Here is a 16,456-nt window from a genome sequence, read left to right on the forward strand (position 1 = left end):
TGGGCAGCTTAATCCAGCCAAGCTGCGGCTTCGGCGGCCCAGTAGGTCAGGATCATGTCCGCGCCCGCGCGGCGGATCGAGGTCAGCACCTCGAGGATCGTGCGCTCGCGGTCGAGCCAGCCGTTCGCCGCGGCGGCCTCGACCATCGCGTACTCGCCCGAGATGTTGTACGCCGCGACGGGAACCGGCGACGCCTCGGCGGCGGCCCTGATGACGTCCAGATAGGACAGGGCGGGCTTGACCATGACCATGTCGGCGCCCTCGGCGATGTCCAGCTCGATCTCGCGCAGCGCCTCACGCACGTTGCCCGGATCCTGCTGGTACGTCTTCCGGTCGCCCTTCAGCTGCGAATCGACGGCTTCGCGGAAGGGGCCGTAGAACGCGCTGGCGAACTTGGCCGAGTACGCGAGGATCCCGGCGTCGGTGTGCCCGGCGCGGTCCAGCGCACCGCGGATGACGCCGACCTGGCCGTCCATCATGCCGCTCGGACCGAGCAGGTGAGCGCCCGCTTCCACCTGCGCCAGCGCCATTTCCGCGTACACGCGGAGGGTGGCGTCGTTGTCGACACCGCCATCGGCGTCGAGGACGCCGCAGTGGCCGTGGTCGGTGAACTCGTCGAGGCACGTGTCCGCCATCAGGACCGTCGCGTCACCGAGCTCGGACCTCAGATCGCGCAGGGCGACGTTGAGGATGCCGTTCGGGTCGATCGCGCCGGAGCCCTCCGCGTCCCGTGTCTTCGGGATGCCGAACAGCATCAGGCCGCCGACACCGGCGTTGACCGCCTCGACGGCGGCCTTGCGCAGCGTGTCGCGGGTGTGCTGGACGACCCCGGGCATGCTGGAGATCGGGCGGGGCGCGTCGGCGCCCTCGGCCACGAACATCGGGAGGATCAGCTGACGCGGGCGCAGCGTCGTCTCACCGACCAGCCTGCGCATCGCCGGAGTGGTACGGAGCCTGCGGGGACGATGTTCGGGAAACACCCTCACGACGGTACTCCCGCCCGCTTGAGAGGCGGTGAACGGCCGAACCTTTCCTAAGGAACGGTAAAGAGTCACCTTTGTCCGATTCCTCCGTGGTGTGACGTGGGTTACCTTCCACGGCATGTCGAGTTCAACGGTGACCGACCAACTGGAAGAACCGCCCGTCGGCTGGCGCGCACGGCTGCGCCAGGTCGGGCCGGGGATCATGGCCGCGGCGACCGGGGTCGGCGCGGGCGACCTCGTCGCGACGATGGTGGCCGGATCGCGCTTCGGGTACACGCTGCTGTGGGCGGTGCTCGTCGGCACGATCTTCAAACTCGCGCTGGCCGAAGCCGTGGGCCGCTGGCATCTGACCTCGGGCCGGACGATCCTTTCCGGCTGGCGGACGCTCGGGATCTGGGCGCTGATCTATTTCGGGATCTACGCGGTGATCTGGGGCTTCGTCTACGGCGCGACGGCCATGTCCGCGTCGGGGCTGCCGCTGAACGCGCTCTTCCCCGCGATTTCGGTGCGGTACTGGGCGATGATCTGCGGCCTGCTCGGCTTCGCGCTGGTGTGGTTCGGGCGCTACGCGATCATCGAGAAGCTGATGACGGTGCTCACCGGCGTCATGTTCGTGACCGTGGTCGGCACCGCGATCCTCGTCGTGCCGGATTTCGCCGAACTGTTCAAGGGCGCCGTCCCGACCCTGCCCGACGGCTCGCTCGTCTACGTCCTCGGCCTGGTCGGCGGCGTCGGCGGCACGATCACGATGGCGGCCTACGGCTACTGGACGCTCGCGAAGGGCTGGCGTTCGTCGAAGTGGCTGCCGATGATGCGCACCGACAACGCCGTCGGCTACGTGATGACCGGCATCTTCGTGATCGCGATGCTGATCGTCGGCGCGGAACTGTTGCTGGGCCAGAAGATCATCTCGGGCGACAAGGGCCTGCTGTTCCTCGGCGACACCCTCGCCGCGGATTACGGGCAGTGGGCGCGGATCCCGTTCCTCATCGGCTTCTTCGCCGTTTCGTTCACGTCGGTGATCGGTGTCTGGCACGGCGTGAGCCTGCTCTTCGCCGACTGGTGGCGCATTCTGCGGCTGCCCGCGAACACCACGGAAAGCGTTGAGGCGTATGAGAAAAAGGCCGGTGAACGCAGTGTCGCGTACCGCGGATACGTGCTGTGGCTGACCTTCCCGCCGATGGCGTTGCTGTTCCTGGACCAGCCGTTCCAGCTCACCGTGATCTACGGCGTGCTGGGCGCGTTGTTCATGCCGTTCCTGGCGGCGACGTTGCTGGTGCTGCTGAACACGTCACGGGTTCCGCGGGAAGGGCGTTCGCGGTGGCTGTCGAACGGGCTTTTGGGCATCTGCCTGGCGATGTTCGCTTACCTGGCGTACACGGAGGTCGTGAAGTTCTTCAGCTGAGGCCGCACTTACGTGGTCGAAGCCGGAACTCGCGTGATCAGCGGCGGAACACCGAGTGCGGCATCCAATCACGCGAGTCACGTCCCTGATCACGCGAGTCACGCCTTTGCTCACGCCGCGCCCGTCTGCCCAGTCCGTGAAGGCCTCCTTGCCTACCCTCAAGGTAGGGAAGGAGGCCTTCACGGACTACGCGAGCGTGGTCCGCAGCCTCAGCAGTCACGGCGACGGCCCAAGTACGTGAAGGCCCCCTTCACCGCGTCTAGCGCAATGAAGGGGGCCTTCACGTACTAACCGATCGTCAGGAGCGGCGAGCCCGCTTCGCCTTGCGAGGCGGCGGAAGCGCACCTTCGGCACGGAGCCGCGCGGCGTGCTCGGCGAGCGCGTCGACCAGGTGCGGGACGTCGGCCTTCTCGGGCTGGACGTCGACCCTCAACCCGAACTCCACGGCGGTCTCCGCGGTCTTCGGGCCGATGCACGCGACCAGCGTGCGGGTGTGCGGCTTGCCGGCGATGCCGACGAGGTTCCGCACGGTCGAGGACGAGGTGAAGCAGACCGCGTCGAAACCACCGGTCTTGATCATCTCGCGGGTCTCGGCGGGCGGCGGCGCGGCCCGCACGGTGCGGTACGCGGTCACGTCGTCGATCTCCCAGCCGCGTTCGCGCAGACCGGCCGAAAGGGTCTCGGTGGCGATGTCGGCCCGCGGCAGCAGCACGCGGTCGACCGGGTCGAGGACGTCGTCGTACGGCGGGAACTCGGCGAGGAGCCCCTCCGAGGACTGCTCGCCCTCCGGGATCAGCTCGGGGATGATGCCGAACGAGCGCACCTTCGCGGCGGTCGATTCGCCGACGCAGGCGATCTTCACGCCGGAGAAGGCGCGGGCGTCGAGGCCGAACTCCTCGAACTTCTCCCACACCGCGCGGACGGCGTTGGTCGAGGTGAAGACGATCCACTGGTAGCGGCCGTCGACGAGCCCCTTGACCGAACGCTCCATCTGGGCGGGGCTGCGCGGCGGCTCGACCGAGATGGTCGGGACCTCGTGCGAGGTGGCGCCGTGGCCGCGAAGCCGCTCCGCCATCTCACCGGCCTGCTCCTTGGTGCGCGGCACCAGGACCTTCCAGCCGTACAGCGCGCGCGACTCCCACCACGACAGCTTCGAACGCTGGCCGACGGCCTGGCCGATGGTCACGATGAGCGGGCCGACGAGCTCGCCCGCCTCGTTCGCGACGGTGGCCAGCGTGGTGTCCAGGGTCCGCTGGGTGTTGATGGTGCCGTTCGACGTGACCGCGACCGGGGTGGTCGGCGCCAGTCCGTGCTCGGTCAGCGCGGACGCGGCCTCGGCCAGGTGCGCCGACGTCGCGTGCAGCACGATCGGGCCGGGGGTCGCGGCCAGCGCGGCCCACTCGACGTCGCCGCGGACGTCGACCTCGGTGTGCGTGCCACCGAGCGCGACACCGGCGTACGCCGGGACGGCCGCGCCGGGCGAGACGCCCGGGATGATGTCGAACACGGCGCTGGTCCGGGAAACGGCCTGCACCTCGGCGACGACGGCGGGCTGGGTCAGCGGGTCACCGGCGATGAGCCGGAGCACCAGGCGTCCGGCCTTGGCCTCGTTCACCAGGTCCTTGGCGACCTCGGTGGCCTCGCCGACGGCGGGGCGCACTTCGGCGCCCTCGGCGGCGAAGGCCAGGACGCCCGAAGGGACGTCCGGGTCGGTCACCACGACCTCGGCCTTGGCGAGCAGCTCCTGAGCGCGGACGGTCAGCAGACCGGCGTCACCGGGGCCCGAGCCCACGAAGGCGACACGCCCGGTGGTCTTACGCGCGGGGGTCATCTGTGCGTTCTCCTCTTGAGCGGCCGCAGTCGAGCGCGGCCCTACCTTCAACGTTCTGACTCACTGGGCGGGGCCGGACAGCGCACCGGCCCCCAGGTCGAGCAGCTCGGCGGCCAGTGTCCGGCCGAGCTGTTCAGCATCGCGGAAGTCGGCGAGCGCGGAAGCGCGCACCATGTCGACCGCGTCCCCGTCCCCTTCGACGGCGGCGGTGCCCCGCAACGAGATCCGCTCGACGACCCGCCCTTCGGCGTCCAGGTCCTCGACGATCTCCGCCAGCGCTCCGACCGGTGCGCTGCACCCGGCTTCCAGCGCCGCGAGCAACGCGCGCTCGGCGGTCGCCACGGCACGGGTGCCTTCATCGTCCACTGTGGACCCGAGCAGGTGCTCGATGTCCACGTCACCGGTCCGGCACTCCACCGCCAGCGCGCCCTGTGCGGGTGCGGGCAGCATCTGGATCGGGTCGAGGGTCTCGGTGATCTCCTCCGCCCGGCCGATCCTGGCCAGTCCGGCACGCGCCAGGATGACGGCGTCGAGCTCTCCGTCGCTCACCTTGCGCATGCGGGTGTCGATATTGCCTCGGATCGGCACGATTTCCAAACCGAGACCGAGCGCGCGCAGCTGCGCGGTCCGCCGCGGCGAGCCGGTGCCGACGGTCGAGCCGGGCGGAAGCTCGCCCAGCGTCAGCCCGTCACGTGCGATCAGCGCGTCACGCGGGTCCTCGCGGCGCGGCACGGCGGCGAGCGTGATGCCCGGCTCCGGCTTCGTCGGGAGGTCCTTGTACGAGTGCACGATGACGTCGACTTCCTCGCGCAGCAAGGCTTCGCGCAGCGCGGAAGTGAAGACGCCGACCCCGATCGTGGGAATCGGCGCGGACGATTTGTCGCCGGGGGTCGTCACGGTGACGAGCTCGACCTCGGCCCCGGTGGCCCGCAGGGCGTCGGCGATGGTGCCGGTCTGCGCGAGGGCGAGTTTGCTGCCGCGCGTCCCGATGCGGATGACTCTGCTCACTGGATGATCACTCGTCTTTCGGCGTTGCGGTGGGACTCGCCACGGCGGCGGGCGCCTGCGGGTCGAGGCAGAACAGCTCGCGCAGCGCGTTGGCGTAGTCGGTGTCGGCCGTCTCGGCGGCCAGCTGCTTGACCCGCACCGTCGGCGCGTGCAGCAGCTTGTCGACCACGCGGCGGACCGTGCGGCCGACCTCCTCGCGGACCCCGGCGTCGAGGTCCGGCAGGCGGTTGTCCAACCGCAGCAGTTCGGCGTCGACCACCTCGGCCGCCCGGCGCCGCAGCGCCGTCACCGTCGGGGTGACCTCGGCGCTGCGCTGACCGGCGAGGTACTCGCGCACCTCGTCTAGCACGATGCCGGTGGCCTTCGCGGTCTGCCGTTCGGTGGTCGGGGTGCCCGCTTCCCGCATGCGGCGCTGGATGGTTTCGAGGTCGACCACGGTGACGTCGGCCAGTGCGGCGACGTCGTGGTCGACGTCACGCGGGAGGCCGAGGTCGCAGACGACCAGCGGGCGCCCGGCACGGGCCGGGACGTGTGCGGCGGTGAAGACCGCGGCCTGCGCGCCGGTGCAGCAGACGACGACGTCCGCCTCGGCGACCGCGTCCGCGATCCCGCTCATCTGGACGGCCTTCGCGGGCACTCCCTGCTCGACGCTCGCGGCGGCGAGGCGGGCGGCCCTGGCCTCGGTGCGGTTGGCGATGGTGATCTCGCCGATCCCGGACTTGCGCAGCTGGGACGCGGTCAGCGCACCCATCGAACCGGCGCCGATGATCAGCGCGTGCTTGCCCGCGATGTCGCCGGCCGCGGCGAGCGCCTCGGAGACCACCGACGCGCCGAGCTGGTCCAGCCCGGTCTCGGTGTGGACGCGCTTGCCGACGCGCAGCGTGGTCTGGATCAGCTCGTGCAGCGTGCGGCCGACGGTGCCCGCCTCCCGCGCGGTGGCGTAGGAGGAGCGGATCTGGCCGAGGATCTGCGTCTCGCCGACGACCATCGAGTCCAGCCCCGAGGTGACCGAGAACAGGTGCTCGATCGCGGCGCCGGCGTAGTGCACGTACAGCGAGTCGTAGAGGTCCGCGGGCTGCATCCCGGCCTGGCGGGCGAGCACGTCGGAAACGTCGTTCAGGCCACCGTGGAAGGTCTCGACGACGGCGTAGACCTCGATGCGGTTGCAGGTCGAGACGAGGATCGCCTCGCTGACGTGCTCGGCCTGCTGCAGCTCGTGGAGCACCTTGGTCACGTCGGTCGCGGGGACCGCGACGCGCTCCAGGGTGTTCAGCTCGGCGCTGCGGTGCGAGAGCCCGACCGCCAACACGCTCATTTCAGCGCACCACCATTCCGTTGCCGTGGCCGTTCACGCTGCCATTCTCGGCGCCCCCGGAGCCAGCGTCTCCTCCGCCGTTGCCGTTAGCGGCCAGATCGGCGCGACGAGCGACGTGGAACGACAGGATCTGCAGCTCGACCGCGAGATCGACCTTGCGAACCTCGATATGTGCCGGAACCTGCAGCACCACCGGGGCGAAATTGAGGATGCACTGCACCCCACCTGCGACGAGCCGGTCGCAGACCGACTGCGCGGCGGTGGGCGGGGTGGCGATGACGCCGATGGAGATCTGCCGTTCGGCGCAGACTTTGGGGATCTCGTCGAGATGGGAGACCGGAAGACCGCCGACCGGGACGCCGACCAGATCCGGGTCGAGGTCGAACAGCGCCTCGACCGGGAAACCGCGGCCGGGGAACCCGCCGTAGTTGGCCAGCGCGTGCCCGAGGTTACCGATACCGACCACGGCGACCTTGTGCTTGCGGGTCAGGCCGAGGATGCGCTCGATCTGGCTGACCAGCACCTGGACGTCGTAGCCGACGCCGCGGGTGCCGTACGAGCCGAGGTAGGACAGGTCCTTGCGCAGTTTCGCGGAGTTGACGCCCGCGGCCTGCGAGAGCTCTTCGCTGGAGATCGTCGTCGCGCCCTGCTCGGCCAGCCCGGAAAGGACACGGAGGTAGACGGCGAGGCGGGCGACGGCGGCTTCGGGGATCGACTTCGCACGGACCGCTTCGGGTTCGGCGGTGGCCTCGACGGCCGGCATCTCCGCGGTGGGCGCGTTGTCGGCGTCCGGTGTCACCCGGGTGCGCCGGCCTCGTTGCGACACCACGCTTGTCCGCTCCCTCTGGTCCCTGCTGACGACATGAATCGCCCGAACCTGGAAAACGGCTCTTGACCCGCCGCGCTGAGTCCGGTTCGATGCCGGGCGCTTTCGGAGGCGACGTATCTACGGTAGCCACTTGTGAACGCAGGCACAAAGTCACAGGTGAACGCTGTGGTCAGTCTCTCTAGCGCGCGTTGACCGACACCGTGTGCCAGCCCGTGGCGCCGTCCGGGACCGTTCCCGCCCGCTCCTGCGTCTGCGTGTAACCCGACTGATCCGTCGCCCGGACGGCGATCTCGTGCTGACCAGCGGCGACGTCGACCTCGGTCCACCACATCCGCCAGGTGTCCTTCGACGTCTCCGCAGACAGGACGGCCTCCTTCCACGGCCCCTGGTCGACCCGGACCTCGACCTTCGCGACGCCGGTGTGCTGCGCCCACGCGGTCCCGGACACCACGACCTTGCCCGCGTTCACCGCCGAACCCGGCGCGTCGATCCGCGACTGCGTCTTCACCGGTCCTTCCTTGGCCCAGCCGCGGTCGAGCCAGTACGCCTTGCGCTCCGCCCACGTGGTGATCTCCAGCTCGGTCACCCATTTCGTGGCGGACACGTAGCCGTAAAGCCCGGGGATCACGATCCGCGCAGGGAAGCCGTGCTCGATCGGGAGCGGTTCGCCGTCCATGCCGAGGGCCAGCATCGCGCCGCGTCGCGGATCCAGAGCGGCTTCGACCGGGGTTCCGCAGGTCCAGCCGTCGACGCTGGTCGCGAACATCTGCTCGGCGCCGGGTTTCACACCCGCCTCGTTCAGCAGATCCCGCAGGTCGATGCCGATCCAGCGCGCGTTGGAGATGTACGGGCCGCCGACCTCGTTGGAGACACAGCACAGGGTGACGTCGCGTTCGATCAGCGGTCGCGAGCGGAGATCTTCATACCGATAGGTGACTTCGCGCTCGACCATCCCGCGGATCTGCAGGCTCCAGTCCTCGGTGCGGACCTGCGGGACCACCAGCGCCGTGTCGATCCGATAGAAATCCTTCGAAGGAGTGATGTACGGCGGGGTGCCGAGCTTCTCGAAATCCGCGTCGGGCGGGATCGGCGGCGCGGTCCTCGCCGCGACGAGCCTGCCGACGGCAGCCCGCGACTCCTCCGCGTTCTTCCTCGTCCCGACGATCTGGCCGGTCAGCGCGGCGACGCCGGCGCCCGCCGCGACGGACGCGCCGGTGATCAGCACCCTGCGCCGGTCCGGTCCTTCGCCTTCACGCTCGTCGAAGAACACCTTCGGGCGGAAGAACGAATGCAGCCGGGTGAACACGATCAGCGCGACGACGGTGGCGATCACCGGCGCCAGCAGCGCGATCTGCCCGAGATCGGTGCGCACGAAGACCGCGGCGACGCCTGCCGCGCCGAGGACGCCGACGATCACCTGTCCCGGCAACGGCGTACGACGCGAGAGCTGCCCGGCGAGCAGCGCGAACAGCACCAGCACCACGGCCAGGCCGATCTTGAGGACGGGTTTGTCCCAGGTCTCCAGCGTCCGCTCGGCCCAGGCGACGACCGCGTGCGGGCTGTGGTCGATGACGAAGTTCGCGACGGCGACGAACGGCGAGGCCGTGTAGCCGACGAACCCCGCGACGAGATGTCCCACGCCGAGGGCCGCCACCAGGGACAGGAGCCCGGTCAGCGCGGCTTGCGGGAAGGTGAGCCTGCGTTCGTCGTCCACGACTCCATCTTCGGAGCGAATCGGCCTTCGGGGTGGCCGATCGCCCCTTACGAGTGTGTTACGCCAAGGCTTTCCGGAGCCTGTCCTCTTCGACGCGCCAGTAGCCGTGCTCGGCGTCGTCGACGAGGATCACCGGCACGCGGTCGCCGTATTCGGCCCGCCATTCGGGGTCGCTGTCGACGTCCTCGGCCGACCAGGCGACGCCCAGCTCGCCGCAGATCCGCTCGATGTCCTGTTCCGCGACCTCGCACAGGTGGCAGCCCGTGCGGGTCATGACGGTGACGTGGTGGGCCATGCCCTCATCCTTACCTGAGGCGCATCCTGCGCAGCTTCCCGGTGGCCGAATGAGGCAGCGACTCGGCGAACTCGACGGTGTGCGGCACCTTGTACCCGGCCAGATGCTCGGCGCAGTGCTCGACGACCTGCTGTTCCGACAACGAAGCGCCGGGCGCGGGGACGACGACGGCCTTCACCGCCTCACCGGTCCGCTCGTCGACGACGCCGACGACACCGGCTTCGACGACCTCGTCCAGCATCGAGATCACGTTCTCGACCTCGTGCGGGAAGACGTTGAAACCGTTGACGATGATCAGGTCGTTGGCGCGGTCCACCAGGTGCAGGTCGCCGTCGGTGTCGAGGTAGCCGACGTCGCCGGTGCGGAACCAGCCGTCCTCGTCGGGCCCGTGCGAGCCGTCGGGCCAGTAGCCGGAGAACAGGTTCGCGCCGCGGATCGACACCAGGCCGGTGCCGCCGTCCTCGTCGAAGGCGTCGCCGAGGTCGTCCGGGTCCAGCGGGACAGGCTCCGCGTCGCCGTCGCTGTCGACGAGCCGGAGCTCGACGCCGGGCAGCGGCCGCCCGACCGAACCGGGCTTCGGATAGCCGGTGACCAGGGTCGTGGTGACCACGGGCGCGCATTCGGTGAGGCCGTAGCCCTCGTAGACGTCGAGTCCGGTGGCGCCGCGGAGGGCGGTGAGAATCTTGGGGTGCAGCGGTGCCGCACCCGAGGTCATCCGCCGGACGGTGGACAGGCCCTGCCCGAGTTCCTCGGGGTCCATCGCGGCGAATTCGGCGTACATCGCGGGCACGCCGGCGATCGACGTCACCCGGTACTCGGTGCAGTCGGCCAGGGTGCGTTCGGCGAGGAAACGTTCGGACAGGATCGCCGTCGCGCCGACCGCCGTGGTTTGCAGCAGGCCGGGGCCGAGGCCGTAGACGTGGAACAGCGGGATGGTGATGAGCACGCGGTCGCCGTGGACGAGCGGCGCCGGGGTGATCCGGCTCAGCTGGTCGAGGTTCGCCAGCAGCGCCCGGTGCGACAGCATCACGCCGCGCGGCGGGCCGGTCGTGCCGGAGGTGTACGAGATGACCGCTATGTCCTCACCGGCACCGGAGGCGCCGACCGGTTCGGCTGCTCCATCCGAGGTAACAGCCGGTGAGAGGCTTGTCACCCCGTCGGGGAGTTCCTCGGTGGGTTCACGTTCGAGGACGAGCCGTGCGCCGCTGTGCTCCAGCAGTCCGTTCAGCTCCGCGGCCGGCCCCTGCGGCGAGATCGGGACGACCACCGCGCCCGCCCGGAGCGCCCCGAACAGCGAGACGGCGAACGCGGCCGACGTCGGCAGCCGCAACGCCACCCGGTCGCCGCGCTCGATTCCCGCGTCGAGCAGGGCGCGGGCCAGCGTGTGGGCGGCGTTGTCGAGTTGCGCCCAGGTCAGCGCGACGCCTCCGCCGGTCTCCTGGACGGCCGCCTTGCCCGGCCACTGACGGGCGGCCTCGGAGAGCAAAGTGGGCACACTTGCATCGGCAACCTGCTCCGCGCTCAACTGCGAACCTCTTCCCTGGGGTGAACGGCGTTGCCAGTTTGTCATCCCGGCCACCGTCATGGGGGTCACTCGCTTTCGTCGCAGTTCCGTAACCCCGGCACCGCTACCTACTTCGCGGTAACTACACGTATGCTGCTGTGCGTCGTCGAGTGGTGTTGATCACTCGATGGTGAGAAAGGGAGTCCGGACGTGCAGATCTTGCAGGCCCACGCGGCGGTGGGACATGCGGGCCGGTGCTCCCTGTCCGGAACGGGAGGTGGACCGTGACTCTTCCCGCACCCCATCCCGTCTCGATGCTGGCGGGCCACATCCTCCGCCGGAGCGGTTTCCCCGCGGCGCCTTCGGCCAGGCCCAAGGTCGAAGAAGGCACAGATGCCGCCGAAGCCGCGAAGGCCGAAGCCTGGGAGCTGGTCAGCGCCGCGCAGGACGGCGACACCTCCGCGTTCGGGCGGCTCTACGACCGCTATGTGGACGTCGTCTACCGGTACGTCCTGTTCCGCCTCGGCGACCGGGACCTGGCCGAAGACGTCACCAGCGAGACGTTCCTCCGCGCGCTGCGCCGCATCACCTCGGTGAGTTACCAGGGGCGTGACGTCGGCGCCTGGTTCGTCACCATCGCGCGCAACATCATCCTCGACCACGTGAAGTCGAGCCGGTTCCGGCTCGAGGTCGTCACCGACGAGGTCGCCGAGCCCAACGGGGCGCCGATCGGGAACGTCGGCGTGCAGGCCGTCGCGGGCCCGGAACAGCAGGCCATCAGCCGCGCCACCCGCGCCGAACTGCTGCGGTGCGTCGCCGAACTCGGCGAGGATCAGCGCGAATGCATCGTGCTGCGGTTCATGCAGGGGCTTTCGGTCGCCGAGACCGCCGCGATCATGAAGCGCAACGAGGGTGCCATCAAGGCCCTTCAGCACCGCGCGGTACGCCGTTTGGCACAACTTCTGCCCACCGGATTGCGTTAAAGTCCCATATTTATGCCTCACCCGGCCTTGCCGTAACCCTTGGGCGTCCCCGCTCGTTTTCACTGCCAGACCGGTGTCAGGACCGGGCTGAGCAGATGGAGACTTCGCCGTGGGCGTGCCGGGATGGTTCGCGCGGGAGCGGGCGGACGGTGACCGCTTCGCCGACCTTGTCGACGGCACCGAATCCCCGGACGACGACGAGTTCGCGCACGAACTCGCGCTCGTCGGCGGCTTGCGCGAACTCGGCGCCGGCGGCGCCCCCGACGCGGAGACCCGGCAGCGGATCCGCGACGAGATCGCCGGACGCCTCGCCGAAGCCGAAGCCGCGCCGAAGCGACGTGGTCACGCCGTCGCCAATCTCGCCGCGGCCGCCGTCGCGCTCGTGCTGGCACTCGGCGGGATCACCCTGTTGCTGTCCAAGGACGCGTTGCCGGGCGATCCGCTCTACGGCATCAAACGAGCGGGTGAATCGGCCTCGCTCGGGCTCACCTTCGACGAGCAGGACAAGGCGAAGAAGCATCTGGAGTTCGCCGCGAACCGCGTCGGCGAACTGGACGAGCTGACCCGCCAGGGCGCGCCCACCGCCGCGTATTTCACCGGACTCGCCGATTTCGAGACCGATCTCCGCGCCGGCGTCTCGCAGCTGACGGCGCTCGTCACCGATCAGGGTGGCCAGACCCGGCTGACCGAGCTCCGCTCGTGGGCACGGCAGCAATCCGACCGGCTCGGCCTCCAGATCGACCTCGCCCCCACCGAGGCGCGCGACAAGTTCTCCGCGGCCCGCGCCCTGCTCGACAAGGTCCAGGAGCGCACGACGGATCTCGGCTCGCGCCTGGTCTGCTACACGATCACCACGGGCTCTTCCGACGAGCTGGGCGCGGTCCCGGCCGCCGGTGACTGCGTCCGCAACCCCGACTCCCCCGACGCGGTCCTTCCGCCGGTGACGTCTTCCCCGCCGTCGTCCGCTCCGTCCGTGACGCCGACACCGACCTCGGTGCCGCCTTCGTCCGGTGTGGACACCGCGGCCCCGACCGGACCGCTCGCCCCGCCGTCGGGAGGCACGCCGCCGCCCGTCGTGGCCACGCCCGGCCCGACGACGAGGACGTTGCCGCCGACGACCACCACGCCACCGCCGCCGCTGGTTTCGATTCCACCGCTCATCCCGGGGTTACCGCCGATAATCATCGGCTGACTCGGTGTCACGTGAGGCAGGCGCCACACCCGGGACAGCGTGGTCGGCCGCTCGCTACGCTGTGCACAGGCACCTGGGATTCCGGAGGCGGTGTGCGTGTCAGTTTGGCGGGGCAGGGATAAGAGTCAAGAGCTCGAACGGCTGGCCGAGCTCGCGGGCGAGGCGTCGGCCGAGGCCGCCATGGCGACCGCGTCCGCCGAAGCCCTCGAACCGCCCGCGCCGCCCGCTCCGCCGGACCTGACGGCGGCCGCGTTCTTCGACGTCGACAACACCATGATGATGGGCGCGTCGATCTTCTACTTCGCCCGCGGGCTCGCGGCGCGCAAGTTCTTCACGTCCGCCGATCTGGCCGGATTCGTCTGGCAGCAGGTGAAATTCCGGCTCGGCGGCCGGGAGAACAAGGAGGACATCAAAACCCACCGCGAGCGCGCACTGTCCTTTGTGGCCGGTCGCACCGTGCAGGAACTGACCGACATCAGCGAAGAGATCTACGACGAGCTGATGGCGGACAAGATCTGGTCCGGCACGAGGGCGCTCGCGCAGATGCACCTCGACGCCGGACAGCGGGTCTGGCTGGTCACCGCGACCCCGATCGAACTCGCGGCCATCATCTCGCGGCGCCTCGGCCTCACCGGCGCACTGGGCACCGTCGCGGAGACCAAGGACGGCGTCTACACCGGCCGTCTCGTCGGCGACCTGCTGCACGGCCGCGCGAAAGCCCACGCCGTGCGGGCGCTGGCGTCACGCGAAGGGCTGAACCTCAAGCGCTGCACGGCGTATTCGGACTCGCAGAACGACGTCCCGATGCTGTCGGTCGTCGGGACCGCGGTCGCGGTGAACCCCGACGGTGGACTTCGCGACGTCGCGCGGGCACGTGGCTGGGAGATCCGTGACTTCCGGACCGGGCGGAAGGCCGCGAAGATCGGCGTGCCCTCGGTGCTGGGCGTCGGTGCCGTGGCCGGTGCCGTCGCCGCGGGCATGGCCTACCGCAAGCGCTGACCGCGTTTAGTCCTCTGAATGCGGTCCTTGCGCGTGCAACTACCGCATCCAGAGGACTAAACGCAGGGGGTGGGCTAGCCCTTGAAGACGCTCTTCCGCTGCGAGAGGCGTTTGTACAGCGACTGCTGGATCGACTCCCGCACCTGGTCGGTCAGCGTGAACACGAGCATCGGGTCGTCCACGGCGTCCGCGTCGTAGGTGTCCGTGCGGATGGGCTCGCCGAACTCGATGCTCCACTTCGTCGGCAGCGGGATCGCGCCGAGCGGGCCGAGCAGTGGGAAGAGCGGCGTCACCGGGAAGTACGGCAGGCCGAGCACCCGCGCGAGCAGCTTGATGTCCCCGATCTTCGGGTAGATCTCCTCGGCGCCGATGACGGACACGGGGATGATCGGCGCCCCGGTCCGCAGCGCGGCGGAGACGAAACCGCCGCGGCCGAACCGCTGCAACTTGTACCGCGACGAGAACGGCTTCCCGATCCCCTTGAACCCTTCCGGCCAGACGCCGACGAGTTCTCCCTTGCGCAGCAGGCGTTCCGCGTCGGCGTTGCAGGCGAGCGTCTGCCCGGACTTGCGGGCGAAGGAGCCGATCAGCGGCAGCTGGAACACCAGATCCGCGCCGAGGCCGCGCAGATGCCTGCCGCCGGGGACGTGGTCGTGCACGGCGACGGCGGTCATCAACGCGTCGAGCGGCACCGTGCCGGAGTGGTTCGACACCAGCAGCGCGCCGCCGTCGGCGGGCAGGTTCTCGACGCCGAACGTGTCGACGCGGAACCACTTCTCGTACAGCGCGCGCAGCGGCGGCAACAGCAGCGTCTCGGTGAGCTCGGCGTCGAAGCCGAACTCGTCGACGGTGTAGTCACCGTTCAGCCGGTCACGCACGAACGCCAACGCCGTCCTGAGCGAGTCCGGGAGGAGGTCCGCGTCGGCGGGCCTCGTCCGGGCGGGCGAGACCCGCGCCGCCCCGGGGAACTCGACGACGGGCGCGTCGGCCCGGCGTTCGGAGTCCAGATGCTCCTGAGCTTCTTCCGACTCGCGAAGATCCCGTTCCGCCTGGGCGGCCGGGTCCGGCTTCTCTCGGCCGGGGCCGTGCAACGGGATGACCTGCGCTTCAGCGCCGCTCACGTTTTCCGCCTCGCCTTCGTGAGAGTTCTCGTGTGGCCTGCTCACCGGTGCGCCGCCTGTCCGGTCGCCGCGGCCACCAGCACCTTGCCCGCGAATCCGGCGAGCTTGCCGCCGTCCACCACGGGCCGGAGCCCGCGGCCGGTGATGTAGTCGTCGAACGCTTCCCGCGTCGTCCACCGCGGGGTGTAGCCGAAGTCCTTCTTGAGCTTCGTGATGTCCACGACGCGGCCGAAGTTCAGCAGCCGGACCTGGTCGGCGGAGAAGTCGACCACCCGCGCTCCGCGCAGCACCTTGCCGACCGACGGCACGACGCCGCTGGGCATCGGCAGCTCGACCCGCCCGGCTCGCCGGATCGCCTGCGAGAGGGTGAGCACCCCCTCCGAACCGACGTTGAACACGCCGGGTTTGTCGTTCAGCGTCGCCTGTTCGAAGACGGTCAGCGCGTCCGAGGCGTGGAGCAGCTGGATGCGCGCGTCGTAGCCGAAGACGGTCGGGACGACAGGCAGCGCGAAGTAGCGCGAGAGCACCGTGTCGATCTCCGGGCTGATGATGTTGGCGAACCGGAGCAGCGTCGTCGTGATGTCGGGACGGCGGCGCATGAGCCCGCGGACGTACCCCTCCATCTCGACGGCGTCCTTCGCGTAGCCGCTGGCCGAGGTGGGGATGAGCTCCGAATCCTCGGTGAAGACGGCCTGCGAGCGCGCGCCGGCGCCGTAGACGGCGGCCGTCGACTTCACCACGAGCTTGCGCACGAGCGGCGAACGCTGGCAGGCCGCCAGCAGCCGCATCGTGCCGATGACGTTGACCTCTTTGATCGCCGTCCGGCGAGCCGGGCCCGCCGGATGCGCGGTGCACGAGGCGTGCACCACGGTGTCGACCTTGGCCGTGCTGATCACCTTGGCGATCAGCGGATTGCGGATGTCGGCGCGGACGTACTCGGCGTGCCCCATGCGCTGCAGTACCGACTTCTGCGGGGGCGTGGTGTCCACGCCGATCACCCGCTCGAACCCCGGATTGTTGCCGAGTCTGGCGAGCAGTTTCCCGCCAAGGTCTCCCCCGACCCCGGTCACGAGCACGATGTTCGACGGCATAGGACTCCCTGCGGCTTTGGGCGGTTCTCGGACTTTCGATCACGGGGTCCTGATGACCTTGAGCGCTGGTCCATCGACCGTGTGTGCGCGAACCTGCACTCATGGGAAGCATCGCGCGGCTGCCCTTGAGATGTTACCGCTCATTAGGGGTAGTCGAGTCAGCGCTTACATGCTATTAACCCGCTG

At 69.7% G+C, this 16,456-nt stretch carries 14 protein-coding genes; 4 read left to right on the forward strand and 10 right to left on the reverse strand.

Going from position 1 to position 16,456, the window contains the following annotated elements:
* Positions 1-8: 8 nt before the first annotated feature.
* Positions 9-980, reverse strand: coding sequence for a porphobilinogen synthase (gene hemB / locus ED92_RS03640; RefSeq protein WP_081975687.1), 972 nt, complete (start codon positions 978-980; stop codon positions 9-11).
* Between the two features lie 121 nt (positions 981-1,101).
* On the opposite strand from hemB, the gene ED92_RS03645 reads away from it, so the two are divergent.
* On the forward strand, positions 1,102-2,388 hold the full coding sequence (locus ED92_RS03645) for an Nramp family divalent metal transporter (protein ID WP_037332982.1): 1,287 nt from the start codon (positions 1,102-1,104) through the stop codon (positions 2,386-2,388).
* A gap of 298 nt (positions 2,389-2,686) precedes the next feature.
* Here the strand turns inward: ED92_RS03645 and ED92_RS03650 are convergent, their stop codons facing one another.
* The 7 genes from ED92_RS03650 to ED92_RS03680 all read right to left on the reverse strand — a co-directional run bounded on the left by ED92_RS03650 (position 2,687) and on the right by ED92_RS03680 (position 10,905).
* Positions 2,687-4,219 (reverse strand): bifunctional uroporphyrinogen-III C-methyltransferase/uroporphyrinogen-III synthase, encoded by a 1,533-nt coding sequence (locus tag ED92_RS03650; protein WP_005151748.1) that lies wholly within the window; start codon positions 4,217-4,219, stop codon positions 2,687-2,689.
* A 60-nt stretch (positions 4,220-4,279) separates the two neighbouring features.
* Complete coding sequence (gene hemC / locus ED92_RS03655) at positions 4,280-5,227, reverse strand: hydroxymethylbilane synthase (protein WP_037332984.1); 948 nt, start codon at positions 5,225-5,227, stop codon at positions 4,280-4,282.
* 7 nt (positions 5,228-5,234) lie between these two features.
* The gene (locus ED92_RS03660) at positions 5,235-6,542 is read right to left on the reverse strand and encodes a glutamyl-tRNA reductase (protein WP_037332986.1); all 1,308 of its coding nucleotides are present in this window, start codon (positions 6,540-6,542) and stop codon (positions 5,235-5,237) included.
* 1 nt (position 6,543) lies between these two features.
* Positions 6,544-7,371 carry a redox-sensing transcriptional repressor Rex gene (locus ED92_RS03665; RefSeq protein ID WP_037332988.1) on the reverse strand — a complete coding sequence of 276 codons (828 nt, stop codon included), beginning with the start codon at positions 7,369-7,371 and terminating at the stop codon, positions 6,544-6,546.
* A gap of 178 nt (positions 7,372-7,549) precedes the next feature.
* Positions 7,550-9,085 (reverse strand): molybdopterin-dependent oxidoreductase, encoded by a 1,536-nt coding sequence (locus ED92_RS03670; protein WP_037332990.1) that lies wholly within the window; start codon positions 9,083-9,085, stop codon positions 7,550-7,552.
* A gap of 58 nt (positions 9,086-9,143) precedes the next feature.
* Positions 9,144-9,380, reverse strand: coding sequence for a glutaredoxin family protein (locus ED92_RS03675; protein WP_037332991.1), 237 nt, complete (start codon positions 9,378-9,380; stop codon positions 9,144-9,146).
* Positions 9,381-9,390: 10 nt separating this feature from the next.
* Positions 9,391-10,905, reverse strand: a complete 1,515-nt coding sequence (locus tag ED92_RS03680) for an AMP-binding protein (protein ID WP_052120238.1) — start codon at positions 10,903-10,905, stop codon at positions 9,391-9,393.
* A 263-nt stretch (positions 10,906-11,168) separates the two neighbouring features.
* Between ED92_RS03680 and ED92_RS03685 the strand changes: the two genes are divergently transcribed.
* From ED92_RS03685 to ED92_RS03695, 3 genes are all read left to right on the forward strand, one after another.
* Positions 11,169-11,867: a sigma-70 family RNA polymerase sigma factor gene (locus tag ED92_RS03685; protein WP_037332995.1), complete on the forward strand. Its 699-nt coding sequence runs from the start codon at positions 11,169-11,171 to the stop codon at positions 11,865-11,867.
* 109 nt (positions 11,868-11,976) lie between these two features.
* Complete coding sequence (locus ED92_RS03690; protein WP_037332997.1) at positions 11,977-13,059, forward strand: DUF5667 domain-containing protein; 1,083 nt, start codon at positions 11,977-11,979, stop codon at positions 13,057-13,059.
* A gap of 96 nt (positions 13,060-13,155) precedes the next feature.
* Positions 13,156-14,058 carry an HAD family phosphatase gene (locus ED92_RS03695; protein ID WP_016330921.1) on the forward strand — a complete coding sequence of 301 codons (903 nt, stop codon included), beginning with the start codon at positions 13,156-13,158 and terminating at the stop codon, positions 14,056-14,058.
* Between the two features lie 74 nt (positions 14,059-14,132).
* Here the strand turns inward: ED92_RS03695 and ED92_RS03700 are convergent, their stop codons facing one another.
* Together ED92_RS03700 and ED92_RS03705 are read right to left on the reverse strand one after the other, a co-directional pair.
* Positions 14,133-15,224, reverse strand: a complete 1,092-nt coding sequence (locus ED92_RS03700) for a lysophospholipid acyltransferase family protein (protein ID WP_037332999.1) — start codon at positions 15,222-15,224, stop codon at positions 14,133-14,135.
* Complete coding sequence (locus tag ED92_RS03705; RefSeq protein WP_037333001.1) at positions 15,221-16,270, reverse strand: NAD-dependent epimerase/dehydratase family protein; 1,050 nt, start codon at positions 16,268-16,270, stop codon at positions 15,221-15,223. The genes ED92_RS03700 and ED92_RS03705 overlap by 4 nt, the downstream gene beginning before the upstream one ends.
* Positions 16,271-16,456 lie beyond the last annotated feature (186 nt).

The sequence above is a fragment of the Amycolatopsis sp. MJM2582 genome, assembly GCF_000754115.1.
GTDB classification, from domain to species: Bacteria; Actinomycetota; Actinomycetes; order Mycobacteriales; family Pseudonocardiaceae; genus Amycolatopsis; species Amycolatopsis japonica.

Excerpts from the sequence above, each read along its gene's own strand:
- ED92_RS03675 (WP_037332991.1), bottom strand. The coding sequence starts at position 9,380 with ATGGCCCACCACGTCACCGTCATGACCCGCACGGGCTGCCACCTGTGC.
- ED92_RS03645 (WP_037332982.1), top strand. The coding sequence starts at position 1,102 with ATGTCGAGTTCAACGGTGACCGACCAACTGGAAGAACCGCCCGTCGGC.
- ED92_RS03705 (WP_037333001.1), bottom strand. The coding sequence starts at position 16,270 with ATGCCGTCGAACATCGTGCTCGTGACCGGGGTCGGGGGAGACCTTGGC.
- ED92_RS03650 (WP_005151748.1), bottom strand. The coding sequence starts at position 4,219 with ATGACCCCCGCGCGTAAGACCACCGGGCGTGTCGCCTTCGTGGGCTCG.
- ED92_RS03660 (WP_037332986.1), bottom strand. The coding sequence starts at position 6,542 with ATGAGCGTGTTGGCGGTCGGGCTCTCGCACCGCAGCGCCGAGCTGAAC.